The organism is Streptomyces phaeofaciens, from assembly GCF_014648915.1.
In the GTDB taxonomy this organism is placed as follows: domain Bacteria; phylum Actinomycetota; class Actinomycetes; order Streptomycetales; family Streptomycetaceae; genus Streptomyces; species Streptomyces phaeofaciens.
The window spans coordinates 22027-40798 of record NZ_BMSA01000036.1 but is presented as its reverse complement, the minus strand read 5'-3'; the positions used below and the strand labels follow the sequence as shown (position 1 = coordinate 40798).

General features: G+C 70.3%; 16 protein-coding genes. 15 read left to right on the top strand and 1 reads right to left on the bottom strand.

Translation table 11 applies throughout. From position 1 onward, the window contains the following. Window positions 1-369: 369 nt before the first annotated feature. Window positions 370-873 carry a DUF427 domain-containing protein gene (locus IE275_RS39505; protein ID WP_189717528.1) on the bottom strand — a complete coding sequence of 168 codons (504 nt, stop codon included), beginning with the start codon at window positions 871-873 and terminating at the stop codon, window positions 370-372. A gap of 1089 nt (window positions 874-1962) precedes the next feature. Between IE275_RS39505 and IE275_RS39500 the strand changes: the two genes are divergently transcribed. The 15 genes from IE275_RS39500 to IE275_RS39430 all read left to right on the top strand — a co-directional run bounded on the left by IE275_RS39500 (window position 1963) and on the right by IE275_RS39430 (window position 18771). Then, entirely contained in the window at window positions 1963-2472 is a 510-nt protein-coding gene (locus IE275_RS39500) for a hypothetical protein (RefSeq protein ID WP_189717527.1), read from the top strand. A gap of 205 nt (window positions 2473-2677) precedes the next feature. After that, window positions 2678-3295: a VOC family protein gene (locus IE275_RS39495; protein WP_189717526.1), complete on the top strand. Its 618-nt coding sequence runs from the start codon at window positions 2678-2680 to the stop codon at window positions 3293-3295. 174 nt (window positions 3296-3469) lie between these two features. Continuing rightward, a complete protein-coding gene (locus tag IE275_RS39490; RefSeq protein ID WP_189717525.1) occupies window positions 3470-5134 on the top strand; it encodes an FAD-dependent oxidoreductase in 1665 nt (554 codons plus the stop codon). A gap of 242 nt (window positions 5135-5376) precedes the next feature. After that, a complete protein-coding gene (locus IE275_RS39485; protein ID WP_189717524.1) occupies window positions 5377-5799 on the top strand; it encodes an SRPBCC family protein in 423 nt (140 codons plus the stop codon). Between the two features lie 357 nt (window positions 5800-6156). Further along, window positions 6157-7338, top strand: coding sequence for an ROK family transcriptional regulator (locus tag IE275_RS39480; RefSeq protein WP_189717560.1), 1182 nt, complete (start codon window positions 6157-6159; stop codon window positions 7336-7338). A 371-nt stretch (window positions 7339-7709) separates the two neighbouring features. After that, window positions 7710-9233 (top strand): sugar ABC transporter ATP-binding protein, encoded by a 1524-nt coding sequence (locus IE275_RS39475; RefSeq protein ID WP_189717523.1) that lies wholly within the window; start codon window positions 7710-7712, stop codon window positions 9231-9233. After that, window positions 9230-10258 (top strand): ABC transporter permease, encoded by a 1029-nt coding sequence (locus tag IE275_RS39470; RefSeq protein WP_189717522.1) that lies wholly within the window; start codon window positions 9230-9232, stop codon window positions 10256-10258. The genes IE275_RS39475 and IE275_RS39470 overlap by 4 nt, the downstream gene beginning before the upstream one ends. Window positions 10259-10445: 187 nt before the next feature. After that, a complete protein-coding gene (locus IE275_RS39465) occupies window positions 10446-11492 on the top strand; it encodes a substrate-binding domain-containing protein (RefSeq protein WP_189717521.1) in 1047 nt (348 codons plus the stop codon). 67 nt (window positions 11493-11559) lie between these two features. Beyond that, the gene (locus IE275_RS39460; RefSeq protein WP_189717520.1) at window positions 11560-12774 is read left to right on the top strand and encodes a Gfo/Idh/MocA family protein; all 1215 of its coding nucleotides are present in this window, start codon (window positions 11560-11562) and stop codon (window positions 12772-12774) included. Between the two features lie 31 nt (window positions 12775-12805). Continuing rightward, complete coding sequence (locus IE275_RS39455; protein WP_189717519.1) at window positions 12806-13813, top strand: sugar phosphate isomerase/epimerase family protein; 1008 nt, start codon at window positions 12806-12808, stop codon at window positions 13811-13813. Window positions 13814-14296: 483 nt separating this feature from the next. Then, window positions 14297-15451 (top strand): inositol-3-phosphate synthase, encoded by a 1155-nt coding sequence (locus tag IE275_RS39450; protein ID WP_189717518.1) that lies wholly within the window; start codon window positions 14297-14299, stop codon window positions 15449-15451. An 8-nt stretch (window positions 15452-15459) separates the two neighbouring features. Then, window positions 15460-16413, top strand: a complete 954-nt coding sequence (locus tag IE275_RS39445; protein ID WP_189717559.1) for an SCO3242 family prenyltransferase — start codon at window positions 15460-15462, stop codon at window positions 16411-16413. Next, window positions 16410-17288: a sugar phosphate isomerase/epimerase family protein gene (locus tag IE275_RS39440; protein WP_189717517.1), complete on the top strand. Its 879-nt coding sequence runs from the start codon at window positions 16410-16412 to the stop codon at window positions 17286-17288. The genes IE275_RS39445 and IE275_RS39440 overlap by 4 nt, the downstream gene beginning before the upstream one ends. Continuing rightward, complete coding sequence (locus IE275_RS39435) at window positions 17285-17923, top strand: EboA domain-containing protein (RefSeq protein WP_189717516.1); 639 nt, start codon at window positions 17285-17287, stop codon at window positions 17921-17923. Before IE275_RS39440 ends, IE275_RS39435 begins: the two co-directional genes overlap by 4 nt. Then, window positions 17923-18771 carry a TatD family hydrolase gene (locus IE275_RS39430; RefSeq protein ID WP_189717515.1) on the top strand — a complete coding sequence of 283 codons (849 nt, stop codon included), beginning with the start codon at window positions 17923-17925 and terminating at the stop codon, window positions 18769-18771. Before IE275_RS39435 ends, IE275_RS39430 begins: the two co-directional genes overlap by 1 nt. Window position 18772 lies beyond the last annotated feature (1 nt).

The window sequence follows — 18772 nt, the reverse complement described above, 5'->3', positions numbered from 1 at the left end:
GCCCACGGACAGCCCACGCGGACATCAGCGGCGTCGTGCGGTCGCCCTCGTGCCGTGGAGAGCCATGCGGTGTCGGCCGCCGCCCGCGTCCGAAGGCGTCGACGGATCGGACGAGGCGGCGCAGTGCCGGCCGAGGAAGGTCGAGGCCTCGCGCAGACCGGCTGGGCAGAGCATGCCCGGTGCGGCCGGGTGGCTTCCCCAGCCCGGTCCGGCCAGAACCACCAGCGGACGGGTGCGGGCTCCCTTGATCCCGAAGCCGGTGTTCGCGACGAGTCGGGCAAGCGTGTGGCCGGCGGTGCAGCGGGACCGTGACCACTCCCTTCCTTCTTCGCAGGCCACCGCGTCGCCGGATGCAGGGGGGAGGTCCGATCACCAGCCCCAGGTGCCGGGCCCGCCCTTGAAAGGACCCGTGACCTCGTCCGTGATCCATCCGCCGTAGAATCCGCCGGCCTGAGCACGCACCCGCTCGCCGTCGACCATGCACGCCTCCACCCGGTCGGGGTAGAACGCCAGGTGACCGGCAAGGGCTTCGTATCCGGGGCGCGGAGCGTCATAGCTCCAGGCGGCATCGGGTACGGGAGGGCGGCCGGCCGTCCCCCGCACGGTCCAGTAGGTGGCCAGGCCCTTCCACTCGCACACACTCCGACGCCCGGAATCGGACAGAAGCTCGATGCGCACGTCCGCGCGAGGAATGTAGAACACCGGCGGATGGCTGGTCTCCAGCACCCTCAGGCAGCGGTGGGAGTCGGCGAGCGTCATACCCCGATCCCGTACCACCACGTGCCGCGTGTCGGGTTCGATCCGAGGCGGACGCGGATAGTCCCCGACCGATTCCCTGCGCTCACGACCGTCTGCTCCGGGTGTTTCGCCCACGGCTTCACCTCCCGCTCGAGCCGTCGGTCCTCCACCGGGCCCGCACCACCTTTCCACTGAGCGCTCTTCAGGACTTCACCCGAGCCGAGGAATGGGATCCGGGAACGGTGCGGTGCGTGCAGGTCGGTGAAGGACCGGTGCGCCAGGGGACCGTCTGGCGGAACACCTCACGCTTCCGCGGCAGGACCAGCGACCTGCTCTACCGGCTCGCCTCCCGGGAGCCGGACCGGCTGCTGTTCATCGGTGACAACAAGACCGTCACTGCCACCGATGACCTGACCTTCCAGGCGCGGTCGGCAACGACCACACTCCTCACTGTCGTAGACGTGCATGCCCCAGGAGCTGTCACAGCATCCGACGTGGCCGCACTTCACGCACCACCGAAGCCGCACCCGGCTCCAGCCGCGTGACGGACAGTCCGCGCGGCCGACGGGCCGGGCCGGCAGTGACACCGCGGACGGCACCAGCAGCCCGAGGTGCGCGCAGAGAAGCCTCCGCGGCCGGCCGCCGTCGGGTGCCACCTCCCGGCCGAGGCCGCCCAGCACCACCTTCCTCACCTGCATCAGCCCGCCTCCGCTCCGGACACAGAAGCTTCTGTAGTCCATTCCTTCGGTGCGAGGGGCGCGGACGGATGCGTCCGACGCCGATTCGCGCAAGCTCGGCCCTCGCGTGAAGGGACGGCTCCCATGCCGCCGCCGCGGGGTGGCGCTCGTTCCCGACCGGAGGGTGTTTCCCGGCAGGAGGTGAGGCCGGATCCGCGCTGCGTGCCGAGGCCCGCCTCGGGACCGTTGAGATCGTGATCGCCCGGTCGGGTTGTCCCGGTGGACATGCGGTTCGGCCGATGCGTGCCGCCCTGCGGGTGGGTGCTTCCGCGACACCGCTCAGGACCGCCCGCCGCAGGTCCCTCATCGCCTGTGCCCGGGGACGTTCTCCTCGTGCGCGCACGTTCTGGCCGCCGGATACTCGATGCGGGCCCGATGCCGCCCAACCGCAGTCCGGGCGCTGAAGAAAATCGACCTTCCCGGCCCCGACCGATGAGGAGATTGCGTCGTGCGCTCCCGAAGGATCCCGCTGACCCCACTCGCGGCGGTGACGGCCGGCCTGCTGGCCGGGGCGGTGGGAACGGTGTGCCTGGATGCCGTCCACTACCTGAAGTACCGGCGCGCAGGTGGGACGGACAGCCCGCTCGACTGGGAGTTCGCTCCGGTTGAGAGCTGGGAGAAGGCCCCTGAGCCGGGGCAGGTGGCGAAGCGGGTGATCGAGGGCTTCACCCAGCGCCGGCTTCCTGATGATTCCGCCTGGTTCACGAGCACCGTCGCTCACTGGGCCTACGGATCGGCGGCGGGAGCGGTCTACGGCATCGTCGCCGGATCACTGCCCAGGCCTTCCCCCGTGTACGGCGTGCCTTTCGGCGCCGCGGTGTTCGCCGGTGACTACGTCGCCTTGCCGATCGCAGGACTCTACAAGCCGATCTGGCAGTACGACCCCAAGACCGTGGCCTGGGATCTCGGCGCGCACGTCGCCTACGGCACCGGCACCGCAATCACCTTCTGGCTGCTCGGCCGACTCGGCATCGGCGCCGTCGAAGAGACACCGTAGGCCGCCTGCCGTCCACCGCCGATGCCCTTGCGCCACGGCTCCCTGCTGACGGGGGTGCGGCGGCTTCCGGACCGCCGCCCAACCTCCCGACAACCGGCTCCGGCGAGGCCGGATCGCCGTCTGCCGGATTCCCCTGCGCGGCTCGCGTCGGGTCGTGCGAGGCTCGTCATGTCGGCATCTTGCACGAGCGCAGGAGGTGTCAGTCATGGACATGAAACTCGAAGTCGTGGTCGTACCGGTGTCCGACGTCGACCGGGCCAAGGGCTTTTACACGCGATTGGGCTGGAGGCTGGACGCGGACGTCGCCCCGGACGAGAACTTCCGGGTGGTGCAGGTGACGCCGCCGGGCTCTCCGGCATCGGTCATCTTCGGCACCTCGGTCACGTCCCAGACGCAGGGCTCGGCCCAGGGCCTCCAGCTGATCGTGGACGACATCAACGCCGCACACGATGAGCTGAAACGGCTGGGCGCCGAGCCGAGCGAGGTGTTCCACGACGCCGGCGGTGTCTTCCACCACGCCGGGACAGAAGCCCGAGTGCCGGGACCGGATCCGCAGCGCACGAGCTACGGCTCGTTCCTTTCCTTCAGCGACCCCGACGGCAACGGCTGGCTCCTGCAGGAGATCACCACCCGCCTCCCGGGACGCCTCGATCCCGCCACCACGACGTTCGCCTCCGCAGAGGACCTGGCGAGCGCGCTGCGTCGCGCCGCGGCCGCGCACGGGGAGCACGAGGCACGCATCGGTGCGGAGGACCCGAACTGGCCGGACTGGTACGCCCTGTACATGGTGCGTGAGCAGGCCGGGACCGAACTGCCGTCGTGACCGCATCGCCTTTCGGTAGGTGACTTGCCGAGGCCACAGCACAAGCATGCGTGGGCAGCGTGGGGCTGCCGCCGTTGTGATGGGCCACATTGGCTGGAGAGCGGCTGACTGCTCCAGCGCAGGATGAACCGATGGCACGCGGTGCGTTCCTGCCCAGGCCGAAGAGGGCGCCCTATGGACAAGCCTGCGCGGGGGGAAAATGTGGAGTGGGCCCCGGTATCGCGACTGTCCGGGGATCAGCTCAAGAAGCTGGGGGCCGTCGGATCGGAGTATCCGGCACCCGCCGGCGAGGTTCTCTTTTTGGCGGGTGACGCGTCCTACGACTTCTTTGTCGTTCTGGAGGGGGCCGCGGAAATCATCGATCGGCTCGGTCAACCGGAGGAGCGGCTAGTCGCGGCATACGGCCGCGCGGAGTTCCTGGGCGAGATAGGTATGCTGACCGGGGAGCGCTCACGCTTTACCGGTGTCATGAAGACCCCGGGCCGATTGCTGAGAGTGCCGCTGCAGCAGATCCAGACGATCGTTGCGCAAGACAGTGATCTGAGCGAATGCATCCTTCGAACATTCCTTGTGCGGCGGGCGAACCTGTTGAGAAGGGGTGCGGGCATTACGCTCATCGGTTCCCGCTACGACGAACGATGCCGAGTCCTTCTGCATTCGTTCTCACTCAGCAGGATGGCCGTGGAGTGGCTGGACCTTGAGGATCGGCCAGAGGTCGAGATGCTTTTGCGAAGGCTCAAGGTATCGCTGAAAGACCTTCCCGTCATCCTCATCCCCGGCCGACCGTTGATGCGTAATCCGCAGCCGGCGAACATTGCTGCGGAGTTCGGAGAACCGCCGCGTGCAGTCGACGACCAAGAGATTTGCGACCTGCTCGTTGTCGGTGGGGGACCGGGTGGTTTGGCGGCCGCGGTATACGGTGCGTCCGAAGGACTGACGACCGTCCTCATGGACGCGGACGCGTTTGGTGGTCAAGCCGCCACGTCATCGAGAATTGAGAACTACCTGGGATTCCCGGCCGGTCTGCCCGGCGCCGAATTGGCGGCCCGAGGGGCGATACAGGCAGCAAAGTTCGGAGTACGGCTTCACCGGCACGCCCGCGCGGTGGCCTTCACCAGCGAGGGCGGTATACACACCGTCACGTGCGATGACGGCCGGGCATTCAGCGCTCGCGACGTCATCATCGCCACCGGGGCCAACCACCGGCGCTTGGCCGTGCCCGGCATCGAAGCCTGGGAGAGCAACGGCGTCTACTACGCCGCCACGGTTGTCGAAGCGACGTACTGGCGCGGGCGACCCGTGGCAGTGATCGGCGGCGCGAACTCGGCAGGTCAGGCGGCACTGTTCCTGGCCCGGACGTCTGATCCGGTGTACCTCGTGGTGCGAGGTGACGACCTTGAACGGTCGATGTCTCGCTACCTGATCGACGCGATCGCCGCAGACCCGAAGATCCATGTGAGGGTGCGGACGGAGGTGGTCGGCATTTCCGCCGACTCCGAGGTGACAGGGCTTGAAGTAGTGGACCGGACGAGTCGACTGCGCTCCTCCATGGCGGTCAGCGCCGTCTTCGTGTTCATCGGTGTCACGCCATGTACGGATTGGCTCGACGAGCAGTTGGCGACGGACCCCGACGGGTTCCTGCTGACCGGACAGGACGTCGCCGGCCCGGCGGGCCGGCGCATGCCACTGCCCTTCGAAACCGGCGTGCCCGGCGTGTTCTGCGTCGGTGACGTGCGCAGTGGAAGCGTCAAGCGAGTCGCCGCCGCGGTTGGTGAAGGTTCCGCGGCAGTACGGCTCATCTTCGATCGGCGCGGAGTCGATGGAGTCGCATTCCTGTGACAGCCGGCGCGGGGGCCGGAACGCCGGCTGCTCGGGAACCTGCTGGTGCGCAGTACCGGGCGCGGGTGCACTCTGAAAGGTGGAGCGTTCCGGTCACCGAGCATGCCCGGTAGGCCTACGAGGCCGAGGCACTGGACCTCCGCAGAGCCGGGTGTGCGAACCAGCGTCGGTGCAGCGCGCCCCATGCGACGCCTACCAAGGCTGCCGACGGACAACAGTCATCGCGAACCAGGGAGTAGGTCATGCCGTCCCTACACTTCCACGTGAACTCTTCGATGAGCCCGGACGAGGTGATGGGCGTGCTGACGAACTTCGGCCCGTCCCGTGTCGAGGAGTGGCCGTCCATCGATGCCGAGCACTTCCGGGTCCACGAGCGTGGCGATACCTGGGCCGAGGTGACCGAGGGGAACGACAAGTCGTGGGAGCGCGCACGCTACGAATGGGACCCCGCGACGAACAGGGTCACCGTCACCACTCGCGACTCGGTGCCCTTCGGCTCGGGGGGCTGGCAGTTCCAGATGACTCCCATGGACAACGGCACCCGCGTCGACGTCAGACTCGAACGGCACCCTTCCTCGTTCAAGTCGAAGATGATGTCCTCGATCATCCCCTTCGCCGGGCCGGTGTTCCGCAAATCCTTCAAGGAACCCCTGCACACCACGTAGTCGGGCCCCTCAAGCAGTGTGGTGACCATCGACTTGGGGTGGCACGAGCAGCAGGACCGTACGGCCGGTGTCCGGCAAGCGCCGTGTGCCGGCGGCGAACGGGGCTCCGAGGCCGTAGGCGCTGTCGATCAGCAGGCGGCGGCGCGGTGACTCGCGGCCGCGCGACGCCGCTCGGTCGCCCGGCGGCCGCCCTGTCGTACGGCTCCCGGAGGCCCGCCACTCTCGCTTTGTCCTGTGCGTGGAAAAAGTTGCACGCTACTGCTGCGTAAGTGCTTCCCAGGCCGGAAAATCGTTGTTACGTTCCCTTCCGAGAGCTCGACGACGCAGTCGGTGGAGAGGGGAGGGATCGTGCGACGGATGACTGCTCGACCTGAGAACGCGCATCAGGCGCGCCTGCTTCGTCTGCTGCGTGACAACGGGTCCCACTCCCGGGCCCGGCTGGGTGATCTGGTGGACCTGTCCCGTTCGAAGCTGGCGGTCGAGGTGGACCGGCTGCTGGAGACGGGGCTGGTCGTCGCGGACGGGCTGGCCCCCTCCCGGGGCGGCCGGCGGTCGCACAACATCCGGCTGGCACCGACGTTGCGTTTCCTCGGCGTCGATATCGGTGCCACGTCGATCGATGTCGCCGTGACGAACGCGGAGTTGGAGGTCCTGGGGCATCTGAATCATCCGATGGACGTCCGGGAGGGGCCGGTCGCGGTATTCGAGCAGGTGCTGGCGATGGCTGCCAAGCTGAAGGCCTCCGGTGTCGCGGAGGGCTTCGACGGCGCCGGCATCGGCGTTCCGGGGCCGGTCCGCTTCCCCGAAGGTGTACCGGTCGCGCCACCGATCATGCCGGGCTGGGACGGCTTCCCGGTCCGGGAGGCGCTCAGCCAGGAACTGGGCTGCCCGGTCATGGTGGACAACGACGTGAACCTGATGGCGATGGGGGAGCAGCACGCGGGCGTCGCGCGCTCCGTGGGCGACTTCCTGTGCGTCAAGATCGGCACCGGCATCGGCTGCGGCATCGTCGTCGGTGGTGACGTCTACCGCGGGACGACGGGCAGCGCCGGCGACATCGGTCATATCCAGGTGGAGCCGGAAGGCCGCGGGTGTGCGTGTGGCAACCGGGGCTGTCTGGAGGCCCACTTCAGCGGGGCCGCGTTGGCCGTCGACGCCGAACAGGCCGCGCGTGAGGGCCGGTCGGCGCAGTTCGCCGCCCGGCTGGAGACGGCCGGACGTCTGACGGCCGAGGACGTGTCGGCTGCCGCGGCGGCAGGGGACGCGGTGGCTCTCGAGCTGATCCGGGAGGGCGGGAGGCGTCTGGGGCAGGTCATCGCAGGGCTTGTCAGTTTCTTCAATCCGGGGCTGGTGGTGATCGGCGGCGGTGTGACCGGGCTCGGGCACACGTTGCTGGCCAGTGTCCGGACCCAGGTGTACCGGCAGTCCCTGCCGCTGGCCACGGGCAACCTGCCGATCGTGCTGGGTGAGTTGGGGCCGGCAGCCGGAGTCATCGGCGCGGCCCGGCTCATCAGCGACCACGTCTTCTCACCGGCCTGACTCCTGCCCGACCCGTGGGCGACGGAACATGACCTGCACCACTGGAACCGGACGACGCCACCACAATCGCATGTCCTGCGACTCCGACGGCGTCACCGCTGACCCCTTGCGCCTCGGCAGCCTCACCTCGCCGTCGTGACACCCCGGAGCCGGCGCGCCAACCACAGCCCCGCCGTATCACCGTAGGACCTCGGCGGTCGGCTCCCACCACCTCATGGCCGACGGGCCCTCGGGCCTGCCCAGTCCTGCCCCGCTCCGCCCGTACGCCCCTGCGCACTCGAACACCCGGGCTCTCCAGAGCCGCCCAGGTACCCGAACCACCGTGCCCGGTCCTGCCCGCTCACGGCCCGCACCCGCCGAGGGGATTCCTCATGGCACCACAACCACCCCTGCTCACCATGTCCGGCATCACCAAGTCGTTCCCGGGCGTTCGCGCCCTGGACGGTGTGGATCTCGAGGTCCAGGCCGGTGAAGTCCATTGCCTCCTCGGCCAGAACGGGGCCGGCAAGTCCACTTTGATCAAAGTGCTCGCCGGAGCCCACCAGCCCGACAGCGGCGAGATCACCTGGCGAGGCGAGCCCGTGACCCTGAGGTCGCCGATCGCCGCCATGCGCCTCGGCATCGCCACCATCTACCAGGAACTCGATCTGATCGAAGGGCTGTCCGTCGCGGAGAACGTCTTCCTCGGGCACGAACCCACCTCCGCCGGGTTCGTCGTGCGTGGCTCCGTCGCCCGTGCGGCGACCGCGCAGTTGCTGCGACGCCTCGGGCACTCGGAGATCGATCCCGCGCGGCTCGTCGGCGATCTGTCCGCGGCGCAGCAGCAGATCGTCTCGATGGCCCGCGCTCTGTCCCACGACGTCCGGTTGATCGTGATGGACGAGCCGTCGGCGGCGCTCGACCCCGAGGAGGTGGACAACCTCTTCAGGATCGTGGGTGATCTGACGGCCGACGGTGTCGCCGTGATCTACATCTCCCACCGTCTCGAGGAGATCCGGCGCATCGGCCGGCGGGTCACGGTCCTCAAGGAGGGCCGGTCGGTGGCCGGCGGTCTGCCCGCCGAGTCGACGCCGACCGAGGAAGTCGTGGCGCTGATGACCGGCCGGAACGTGGAGTACGTCTTCCCCGAGCGCCCCGAGGCCGGGTTCGCCGCGGGCAGCGAGCCGGTGCTGAAGGTCGAAGGGCTCACCCGGCGAGGGGAGTTCGCGCCCGTCGATCTGGAGCTGCGGCCCGGTGAGATCGTCGGTCTGGCCGGGCTCGTCGGGTCCGGGCGCAGCGAGATCCTGGAGACGATCTACGGGGCTCGCAAGCCCGACGGCGGCCGCGTCCTCGTCGACGGCGCTCCCCTGCGCCCCGGAAGTGTCCGCGCCGCCGTCCGTGCCGGCATCGGTCTCGCGCCCGAGGAACGCAAGGCGCAGGGCCTGCTGATGCTGGAGTCCGTCAGCAGCAATGTCTCGGTCTCCACCCTGTCCCGGTTCGCCCGCGCGGGCTGGCTCGACCGGCGCACCGAGCGAGCCGCGGCACACCAGGCGGTCCGGGAACTGTCCCTGCGGCCGGACAATCCCGATGCCGCGATCAGGACCCTGTCCGGCGGCAACCAGCAGAAGGCGGTGCTCGCACGCTGGCTGTTGCGGGGCTGCAAGGTGCTTCTGCTGGACGAGCCGACCCGGGGTGTCGACATCGGCGCTCGGGCGGAGCTCTACGCCGTGATCCGCCGGCTGGCCGACGAGGGCCTGGCCGTACTTCTCGTGTCCAGTGAGGTGCCCGAGGTTCTGGGTCTCGCCGACCGGGTGCTGGTGCTCCGGGAAGGCAGCGTCGTGCACACGGCGGACGCCCGCGAACTCGACGAGCACCGTGTACTCGATCTTGTGATGGAAGGGAGCCCGACGCCATGACGCAGCCGGCCACCGCGGCGCAGAAGGAAACGCCGACGTCCGCCGCCAAGTCCGCGAGGGGCCAGGAAATCTCGCGGCGACTCGGTCTGCGGTGGGACGTGCGCAGTCTGTCGCTGCTCGGAGTCCTCGTCGTGCTCGTCGCGGTCGGTGGGATCACCGCACCGGACGAGTTCCTGGCGACGAGCAACCTTCAGCTCGTCCTCACCCAGGCGTCCGTGATCGGCGTCGTCACCGTCGGAATGACGTTCGTCATCACCGGCGGCGGGATCGACCTGTCGGTGGGCGCGATCGTGGCGCTCGCCTCGGTGTGGGCGACGACCGTGGCCACGCAGGAGTTCGGTTTCGCGGGCATCCTCTTCACCGCCGTGATCGTCGGCGTGGGCTGTGGTCTCGTGAACGGTCTGCTGATCGCCTACGGCAGGCTGGTGCCGTTCATCGCGACGCTGGCCATGCTCGCCTCCGCCCGGGGTCTGGCCTTGCAGATCACGGACGGCAGCACCCAGATCGTGGCCGTCGACTCCGTGCTCGACCTCGGTGCCAGGGACGCCTATGTCCTCGGCGTCCCGCCCCTTGTCCTGATATTCGCCGCGGTCACCGTCATCGGCTGGCTGCTGCTCAACCGCACCACCTTCGGCCGCCGCACCGTCGCGGTCGGCGGCAACGCGGAAGCGGCACGCCTCGCGGGCATCGACGTCCGACGCCAGCGCCTGTACCTGTACCTGCTGTCCGGACTGTGCTGCGGTATCGCCGCCTTCATGCTGATCGTGCTCGCCGGCTCGGGGCAGAACACCAACGGCAACCTCTACGAACTCGACGCCATCGCCGCGGCCATCATCGGCGGCACCCTGCTCAGTGGCGGTCGCGGCACGATCCTCGGCTCCGTCCTCGGTGTTCTGGTCTTCACCACGATCACCAACATCTTCGCCCTGAACAACCTCGAGACCGCGGTCCAGCAGATCGCGAAGGGCGCCATCATCGTCGCCGCCGTCCTGGTCCAGCGCCGCTCGATGCCCGGCGACGCCTGACACCGTGCCACACACCGCTTGACGCTGTGCCACACACCGCCTGACACCGTGCCCGCACACCGCCGGACGGCGGGCCACACCGTGCCTCACACCGCCGGACGGCGGGCCACAAGGTGCGCACACCGCCGTCCGGCACCCTCACCTTCCCCACCCGACGTGCACCGCCCAGTCGAAGGGTCGATCCGCCATGGCAAGAATCCCCTCCACCAGCCGCAGAGCACTGCTGTTCGGTACCGCGGCCGCCTCCGCCGGTGCGCTGCTGACGGCCTGCACCAGCAACGAGCCCACGAACCAGGAACAGGCCACGGACAACGCCCCGGTCGCGGACGACAAGCCGGGCAAGGCCGTCACCATCGGCTTCGCCGGCCCCCAGGCCGACCACGGCTGGCTCAACGCCATCAACGACAACGCCAAGTCGCGTGCCAAGAAGTACTCCGACGTCACCCTGGAGATCACCGAGGGCTCCAACGACATCGCCCAGCAGATCGGCCAGATCCAGACACTGATCAACAAGAAGGTCGACGTCCTGGTGATCCTGCCGGCCGACGGCAAGGCGCTCACCCAGGTCGGCCTGCAGGCGATGAAGGCGGGCATCCCCGTCATCAACCTGGACCGCGTCTTCGCCTCTCCCCAGGCGTACCGCTGCTGGATCGGCGGCGACAACTACGGCATGGGTCTCAACGCCGGCCACTTCATCGGTGAACGGCTCAAGGACAAGCCGAACGCCAAGGTCGTCGAACTCGCCGGCCTCGACAACCTCGAACTGACCCAGCAGCGCACCAAGGGCTTCGACGACGCCCTGAAGAACTACCCGAACATCAAGAAGGTGGCCCGCCAGGCGGCCGACTTCACGGTCGAGTCCGGCCAGGCCAAGATGGCGCAACTGCTCCAGGCCCAGTCGCAGTTCGACGCGCTGTGGAACCACGACGACGACCAGGGTGTGGGCGCGCTGCGAGCCATCGACCAGGCCGGTCGCGACGACTTCCTGATGGTCGGCGGCGCGGGGGCCAAGTCCGCGATGGACGCCATCAAGGCCGACAACGGCGTGCTCAAGGCGACGGTCCTGTACCCGCCGACGATGGCCGCCTCCGCCATCGATCTCGCCCGGGCGCTCGGTCAGGGCAAGGGCGTCGGCGGCCTCGCCGAGTTCGAGATCCCGTCATCGCTGACGCTCTACTCGGCCGTGGTCACCAAGGACAACGTCGACCAGTACCTGCCGACCGGCTTCAAGTGACCGGACCGGGCCGCGTGCCCACGAACACAGCGATGGGTCACTGACACTCCGACGAGGAGGAATCCGTATGGAACAGAGGGACAGCCGGACCGCGCCGCCGGCACTCGGCGTGGGCATGGTCGGCTACGCGTTCATGGGTGCCGCGCACTCGCAGGGGTGGCGCACCGTAGGGCACGTGTTCGACCTGCCGCTGCGGCCGGTCATGGCCGCGATCGCCGGCCGTGACGCGCACGCCGTGAGGGCGGCGGCCGACAAGCACGGCTGGGCCGCGGCGGAGACCGACTGGCGTGCCCTCGTGGCCCGTGACGATGTGCAACTCGTCGACATCTGCACACCGGGCGACAGCCATGCGGAGATCGCGATCGCGGCGCTGGAGGCGGGCAAGCACGTGCTGTGCGAGAAGCCGCTGGCCAATTCGGTCGCCGAGGCCGAAGCCATGCTCGCCGCCGCCGACGCGGCCCGCTCACGCGGCCAGTTGGCCATGGTGGGCTTCAACTACCGGCGTGTGCCCGCCCTCACCTACGCGCGCCGGCTCGTCGCCGACGGAAGGCTCGGCACCTTGCGCCACGTGCGGGTCAGCTACCTCCAGGACTGGCTGGTCGACCCCGACTTCCCGCTGACGTGGCGGCTGCAGCGGGAGCACGCGGGGTCGGGGGCGCTCGGTGACCTCGGCGCGCACATCGTCGACCTCGCGCAGTACCTGGCGGGTGAAGTGCTGGTCGGCGTCTCCGCCCAGCTGGAGACCTTCGTCAAGGAACGCCCCCGCCTCGACGGTGCCTCCTTCGGTCCGACCGCTCCCGGCGGCACCGGTCGCGGGCCGGTGACGGTGGACGACGCGGCCGTCTTCACCGGCCGGCTCGCCTCGGGGGCGCTCGCCACGTTCGAGGCGACCCGGATGGCGTCGGGGCGCAAGAACGCCCTGCGGCTGGAGATGAACGGCGAGTCCGGTTCGCTCGCCTTCGACCTCGAGCGGCTCAACGAGCTGTACTTCCTCGACCACCGGGAGCCCGCGGCCACGGCGGGGTTCCGCAGGATCGTCGTCACCGAGGCCGAGCACCCGTACCTGGAGGGCTGGTGGCCGCCCGGCCACGCGCTCGGCTACGAGCACACCTTCACCCACCAGGCCCGCGACCTGGTCGAGGCCATCGCGTCCGGCACCGACCCGGTGCCGTCGTTCGCCGACGGCCTTCAGGTACAGCGGGTGCTCGCCGCGGTGGAGGAGAGCGCGCAGAAGAACTCCGTGTACACCCCTGTCCAGGCCGTCGAGGCCGAAGTCCGGTAGAGATCCGCCGGGAACCACGTTGGGAGGCACCATGCCACGCCCGTTCACCCTGTTCACCGGTCAGTGGGCCGATCTGCCGCTGGAGGAGGTCTGCCGACTGGCCGCGGACTTCGGCTACGACGGCCTCGAACTCGCCTGCTGGGGCGACCACTTCGAGGTCGACAAGGCCCTTGCCGAGCCGTCCTACCTGGCCGGCCGGCACGCCCTGCTGGAGAAGTACGGCCTGCGGTGCTGGGCGATCTCCAACCATCTCGTCGGCCAGGCCGTCTGCGACAACCCCATCGACGAACGGCACCAGGGCATCCTGCCCGCCCGCATCTGGGGCGACGGGGAGCCGGAGGGCGTACGGCGGCGTGCCGCGGCCGAGATCAAGGACACGGCGCGGGCCGCGGCCGCCTTCGGCGTCGACACGGTTGTCGGCTTCACCGGATCGTCGATCTGGCACCTGGTGGCGATGTTCCCACCCGTACCGGAGCGGATGATCGAGCGCGGCTACGAGGACTTCGCGGAGCGCTGGAACCCGATCCTGGACGTGTTCGACACCGAGGGCGTCCGCTTCGCCCACGAGGTCCATCCGAGCGAGATCGCCTACGACTACTGGACCACCAGGCGTGCCCTGGAGGCGGTGGACGGCCGGCCGGCCTTCGGGCTCAACTTCGACCCCAGCCACTTCGTCTGGCAGGACCTCGACCCGGTCGGCTTCCTCTACGACTTCCGGGACCGGATCTACCACGTCGACTGCAAGGAGGCCCGCAAGCGTCTGGACGGACGCAACGGGCGGCTGGGCTCCCATCTGCCCTGGGGTGACCCGCGGCGTGGCTGGGACTTCGTCTCCGCCGGGCACGGTGACGTCCCCTGGGAGGACGTCTTCCGGATGCTGCGTTCGATCGGATACGACGGGCCGGTCTCCGTGGAGTGGGAGGACGCCGGCATGGACCGCCTCGTAGGCGCGCCGCGAGCACTCGCCCATCTGAAGCGGTTCGACTTCGACCCGCCTTCGGCGTCCTTCGACGCCGCGTTCGGGGGCGGCGACACGTAGGCGCTCCGTAGCCGATCCCTTCGACCTGCCGAGAGCCGACCAGGTCAGTGCCCGGTGACGGGAGAGCCGCCGGGCCGGTCCGGGCTGCCCGGACACGGCTTTGTCCTGAAGCGGGAAAAAGTTTGACGCGTTCGTTGCGCGAAGGGTTTCGGTCAAGGACGAACGGGGCTACGGTCCACCTCGTGCCCAGCCGCCGCACAGTTCGAGACTGACGGCGCATTCCGGTGGCACGGCTCACCTCTCCTGCGACCGGCCCACGAAGGACCTGCACAGAGCAGCGCCAAGAGCCCCGAGACATCACTCGTTCATCTCACCGGCGGCCTTCTCGCCGCCCACTCGCACGCTGTGACCGCGCCCACCACGGAGCATCCCTCCCGGGCCGCGGCCAAAGCCGCCCTTGTGCCGGCGGTGGCTGGCAGGCCTTGAGCCCCGCCCACCGTCCTCCACCCGCATCGGAACATCCACATGGCAGGGAGGCAGCCCGTGAACAACGACGGGAACGCATCGCAGGCCCGGACCGGCGGGCGGACCGCACGCACCGGACGCACCGGTGTCTGGTTCGTCGGAGCCCGCGGATCGGTGGCCACGACCGCCGTCGCCGGATGCGCGGCGGTCACCGCCGGACTGTACCCGCCGACCGGCATGGTCACCGAGACTCCACCGTTCGACGGCACCGGTCTGCCGTCCTTGCCCTCACTCGTCTTCGGCGGCCACGACACCGCCCACACCCCACTGGCCAAGCGGGCCGAGCACCTCACCGAAGCGGGCGTCCTGCCGCACGGGCTCGCCCCCGCCGTGCGCGCCGAACTCCAGGCCGCGGACGAGGAGATACGGCTCGGCGGACCGCTCGCGGGTGACACGCGCGGCGACGACGAACTCATCGCGGACTTCGCCGCCGACCTCACCTCGTTCCGCGTGCGCAACGCACTGGCACGGGTGGTCGTCGTCAACGTCTCCTCCACCGAGCCGCTGCCCGAGCCCGACGCCGTACGGCTGCCGCCCAGCTCCCTCTACGCGGCCGCCGCCCTGAGAGCCGACTGCCCCTACGTCAACTTCACGCCGTCCACCGGGCTACGAGCCCCGGTCCTCACGGGCGCGGCCGACGGACTTCCCCACGCGGGCCGTGACGGCAAGACGGGTCAGACGCTGCTGCGGGCCGCGCTCGCCCCGATGTTCGTCCAGCGCGCCCTGGAGGTACGGGCCTGGTCCGGCACCAATCTGCTGGGCGGAGGTGACGGCGCGGCGCTGGCCCACCCGGGTGCGGCCGCCGCGAAGAACGCCGGCAAGGAACGCGTCCTGACCGAAACCCTCGGGCACACGCCGGAGGGTGAGGTGCACATCGACGACGTACCGGCGCTCGGCGACTGGAAGACCGCCTGGGACCACGTCGCCTTCGAGGGCTTCCTCGGCTCGCGCATGATTCTCCAGACCATCTGGCAGGGATGCGACTCGGCACTGGCCGCGCCGCTCGTCCTGGACCTGGCCCGCCTGGTCGCCCGCGCCCACGAGGCGGGCCTGTCCGGCCCGCTTCCGGAACTGGGCTTCTACTTCAAGGACCCCGACGCGGGCCCGTCGGGCCTGTCGGAGCAGTTCGCGGAACTGCTGTCGTTCGCCGACCGCCTGAGGGAGGCGCAGTGACCCGCTCCATGCCGTGGGCGCGGCTGCGGGACTGGGCCGAACTGCTCCGTGTCCCCGCGCTGTTCACCGTGCCCGGTGACGCCCTCGCCGGTGCCGCGGCCGCCGGGCTGCGGCCCAACCGGGGCACGACGTACGCCGCCTGCGCCTCGCTCTGTCTCTACCAGGCGGGCATGGCGCTCAACGACTGGGCCGACCGCGACGAGGACGCCGTCGACCGTCCCCAACGACCGGTCCCCTCCGGGCGTATCTCCCCGACGGCGGCGCTGGGTGCGGCCGGACTCCTGACCGCGGCGGGCCTGACGTTCGCCGCCCGTGCCGGCCGCCCCGCACTCGGGCTGGCGTCGGCTCTGACCGCCACGGTCTGGGCGTACGACCTCCGGCTGAAGCACACCGCCGCGGCCCCGGCGGCGATGGCCGCGGCCCGCGCCCTGGACCTGCTGCTGGGGGCCACGGCGACCCTGTCGGTTCCCGACGCGAGGCGGTCCCGCCGAAGAGCCGCCGACACGACATCGCCCAAGACCGCCCCGCGCACCACCACCTCCGCCGTCGCGCCGGCCGCCCCGCGCACCACCACCTCCGCCGTCGCGCTGGCCGCCCACACCTACGCGGTCACCGTCGTCTCGCGGCACGAGGCACACGGCGGTTCGACACTCACGCCCCTCGCCGCCCTCACCACCACGACCGTGCTCGGCCTGCTGCTGGCTCGGACGAGCGCGTCGACAGGGCTCGTCCCGGCATGGGCGGCAGCCGCGTACGTCCGGACGGCCGCCGTTCCCTGCCTGCATGCCGCCCTCAATCCGTCCCCGCACCTCACCCAGCGCGCCGTCGGCGGCGGGATCCGCGCCATGATCCCGCTCCAGGCCGCGCTCGCCGCCCGGTCCGGGGCGAGCGCCACCGCCTTGGCCGTGCTGGGTCTCGCACCCGTGGCCCGCACGCTCGCACGGAAGGTGAGTCCCACATGAGCGGCCGGCGGCGACTCCGCTTCGGGTACGGCACCAACGGCCTCACCGACCTACGTCTCGACGACGCCCTGGGCCTGCTCGCGGACCTGGACTACGACGGCGTCGGACTCACGCTCGACCACATGCACCTCGACCCGCTCGCCCCCGGTCTCGCCGCCCGTACGGCCAAGGTGGCCCGTCGGCTCGCGGCGCTCGGTCTCACCACGACCGTCGAAACCGGCGCTCGCTATGTGCTCGACCCACACCGCAAGCACGGTCCGTCGCTGCTCGACCCGGACCCCGGGGGGCGTGCGGCCCGCACCCGGCTGCTGATCACGGCGGTCCGTGTCGCGGCGGACCTGGGGGCGCACGCCGTGCACTGCTTCAGCGGCGTCACGCCCCCCGGCACCGACGACGACACCGCGTGGCAGCGCCTTCAGGAGTCGCTCGCGCCCGTGCTCGACGCCGCGGCCGCCGCCGGGGTGCCCCTGGCGATCGAACCCGAACCGGGCCATCTCCTCGCCACTCTCGCCGACTTCCACCATCTGCGCACCTCCCTCGACAGCCCTCGCGCTCTCGGCCTGACCCTCGACATCGGTCATTGCCAGTGTGCGGAGCCGGCCCCGCCCGCGGAGTGCGTCCGTGCGGCCGCGCCCTGGCTGCGGCATGTGCAGATCGAGGACATGCGCCGCGGGGTGCACGAGCATCTGCCCTTCGGCGACGGCGAGATCGACTTCCCGCCGGTGCTGGACGCCCTGGCCGCCGTCGACTACCAGGGCCTCATCGTCGTCGAGCTGCCCCGCCACTCCCACGCGGGGCCGGAACTGGCCCGATCCTCCATCGAGTTCCTGCGGACCACGGCGGCCGGCGTCACGACGGGAGTGACGGCGAGATGACCCAACCCCCTGCCTGGACCCGCGGCGACGTCGCCGCGCTGCTGCCCGACGACACCGCGCGCGCCTGGTTCGACGAGGCCCTGGCCGACGCCGCCCGCGCCGCGGGAACACCGCCGGCGGCCCCTTCCCCGTACCTCGCCCACACCTGGGAGCTGCGGTTCGCCGCCGCCGGGCGGCACTGCGGCCACCGCAACGCGGACGCCGTCCGTGCGCTGCTGCTGATCGAGGCCCGGGCCGGACTCGGGACGCTGACCCGGCTCTACGGGTACGGCAGTGCCGCCGAACGCCGCGCCGTCCTGCGGGCGCTGCCGGCCCTGGTCGAAGGACCGCACGCCGTACACCTCGTGGAGGACGCGCTGCGGAGCAACGACACCGGCCTCGTCCTTGCCGCCGTCGGCCCGTACGCCGCCGCCCACCTCGACGCGCACGCCTGGCGGCACGCCGTCCTGAAGTGCCTGTTCACCGGCGTCCCCCTCGACGCGGTCGCGCGCTGGACGCACCGGGCGGCCGGCGACGGCGAACTGGCCCGCATGCTCCGCGACTACGCGGCCGAGCGGACGGCCGCCGGCCGCGATGTTCCCGACGATCTCGGCCGCGTGCTGACCCTGACGGGCGAAGTGCCCAAGGAGCTTTGATGCGTATCTTCGACCCGCACATCCATATGACGTCCCGCACCACCGACGACTACGAGGCGATGCGCGCCGCCGGTGTGCGCGCCGTCGTCGAACCCTCCTTCTGGCTGGGGCAGCCCCGCACCCGTCCGGCCAGCTTCTTCGACTACTTCGACGCCCTCCTCGGCTGGGAACCCTTCCGCGCCGCCCAGTACGGCATCGCCCACCACTGCACCCTCGCGCTCAACCCCAAGGAGGCCAACGACCCCCGCTGCACGCCGGTCCTGGACGCGCTGCCCCGCTACCTCGTCAAGGACGGCGTCGTCGCCGTCGGCGAGATCGGCTACGACTCCATGACACCGGCCGAGGACGCGGCGCTGGCCGCCCAGCTCCAGCTCGCCGCCGACCACGGCCTGCCCGCCCTCGTCCACACACCCCACCGCGACAAGCTCGCCGGTCTGCACCGCACCGTGGACGTCGTCAACGAGTCGAGCCTGCCCAGGGAACGGGTGCTGCTCGACCACCTCAACGAGACGACCGTCAAGGACGCGAAGGACAGCGGCTGCTGGCTCGGCTTCTCCGTCTACCCGGACACCAAGATGGACGAGGACCGCATGGTCGCGATTCTGCGGGCGTACGGAACGGAGAAGGTCCTCGTCAACTCGGCCGCGGACTGGGGAAAGAGCGACCCGCTGAAGACCCGCAAGGTCGCCGACGCCATGATCACGGCCGGCTTCGGCGAGGACGCCGTCGACCAGGTCCTGTGGCGCAACCCGGTCGCGTTCTACGGACTCAGCGGCCGTCTCCGGCTGGACGTCCCGCAAGCGGACGGCCTGCACGAAGGCAACTCCGTCCTCCGCGGAGGCGAGTAGG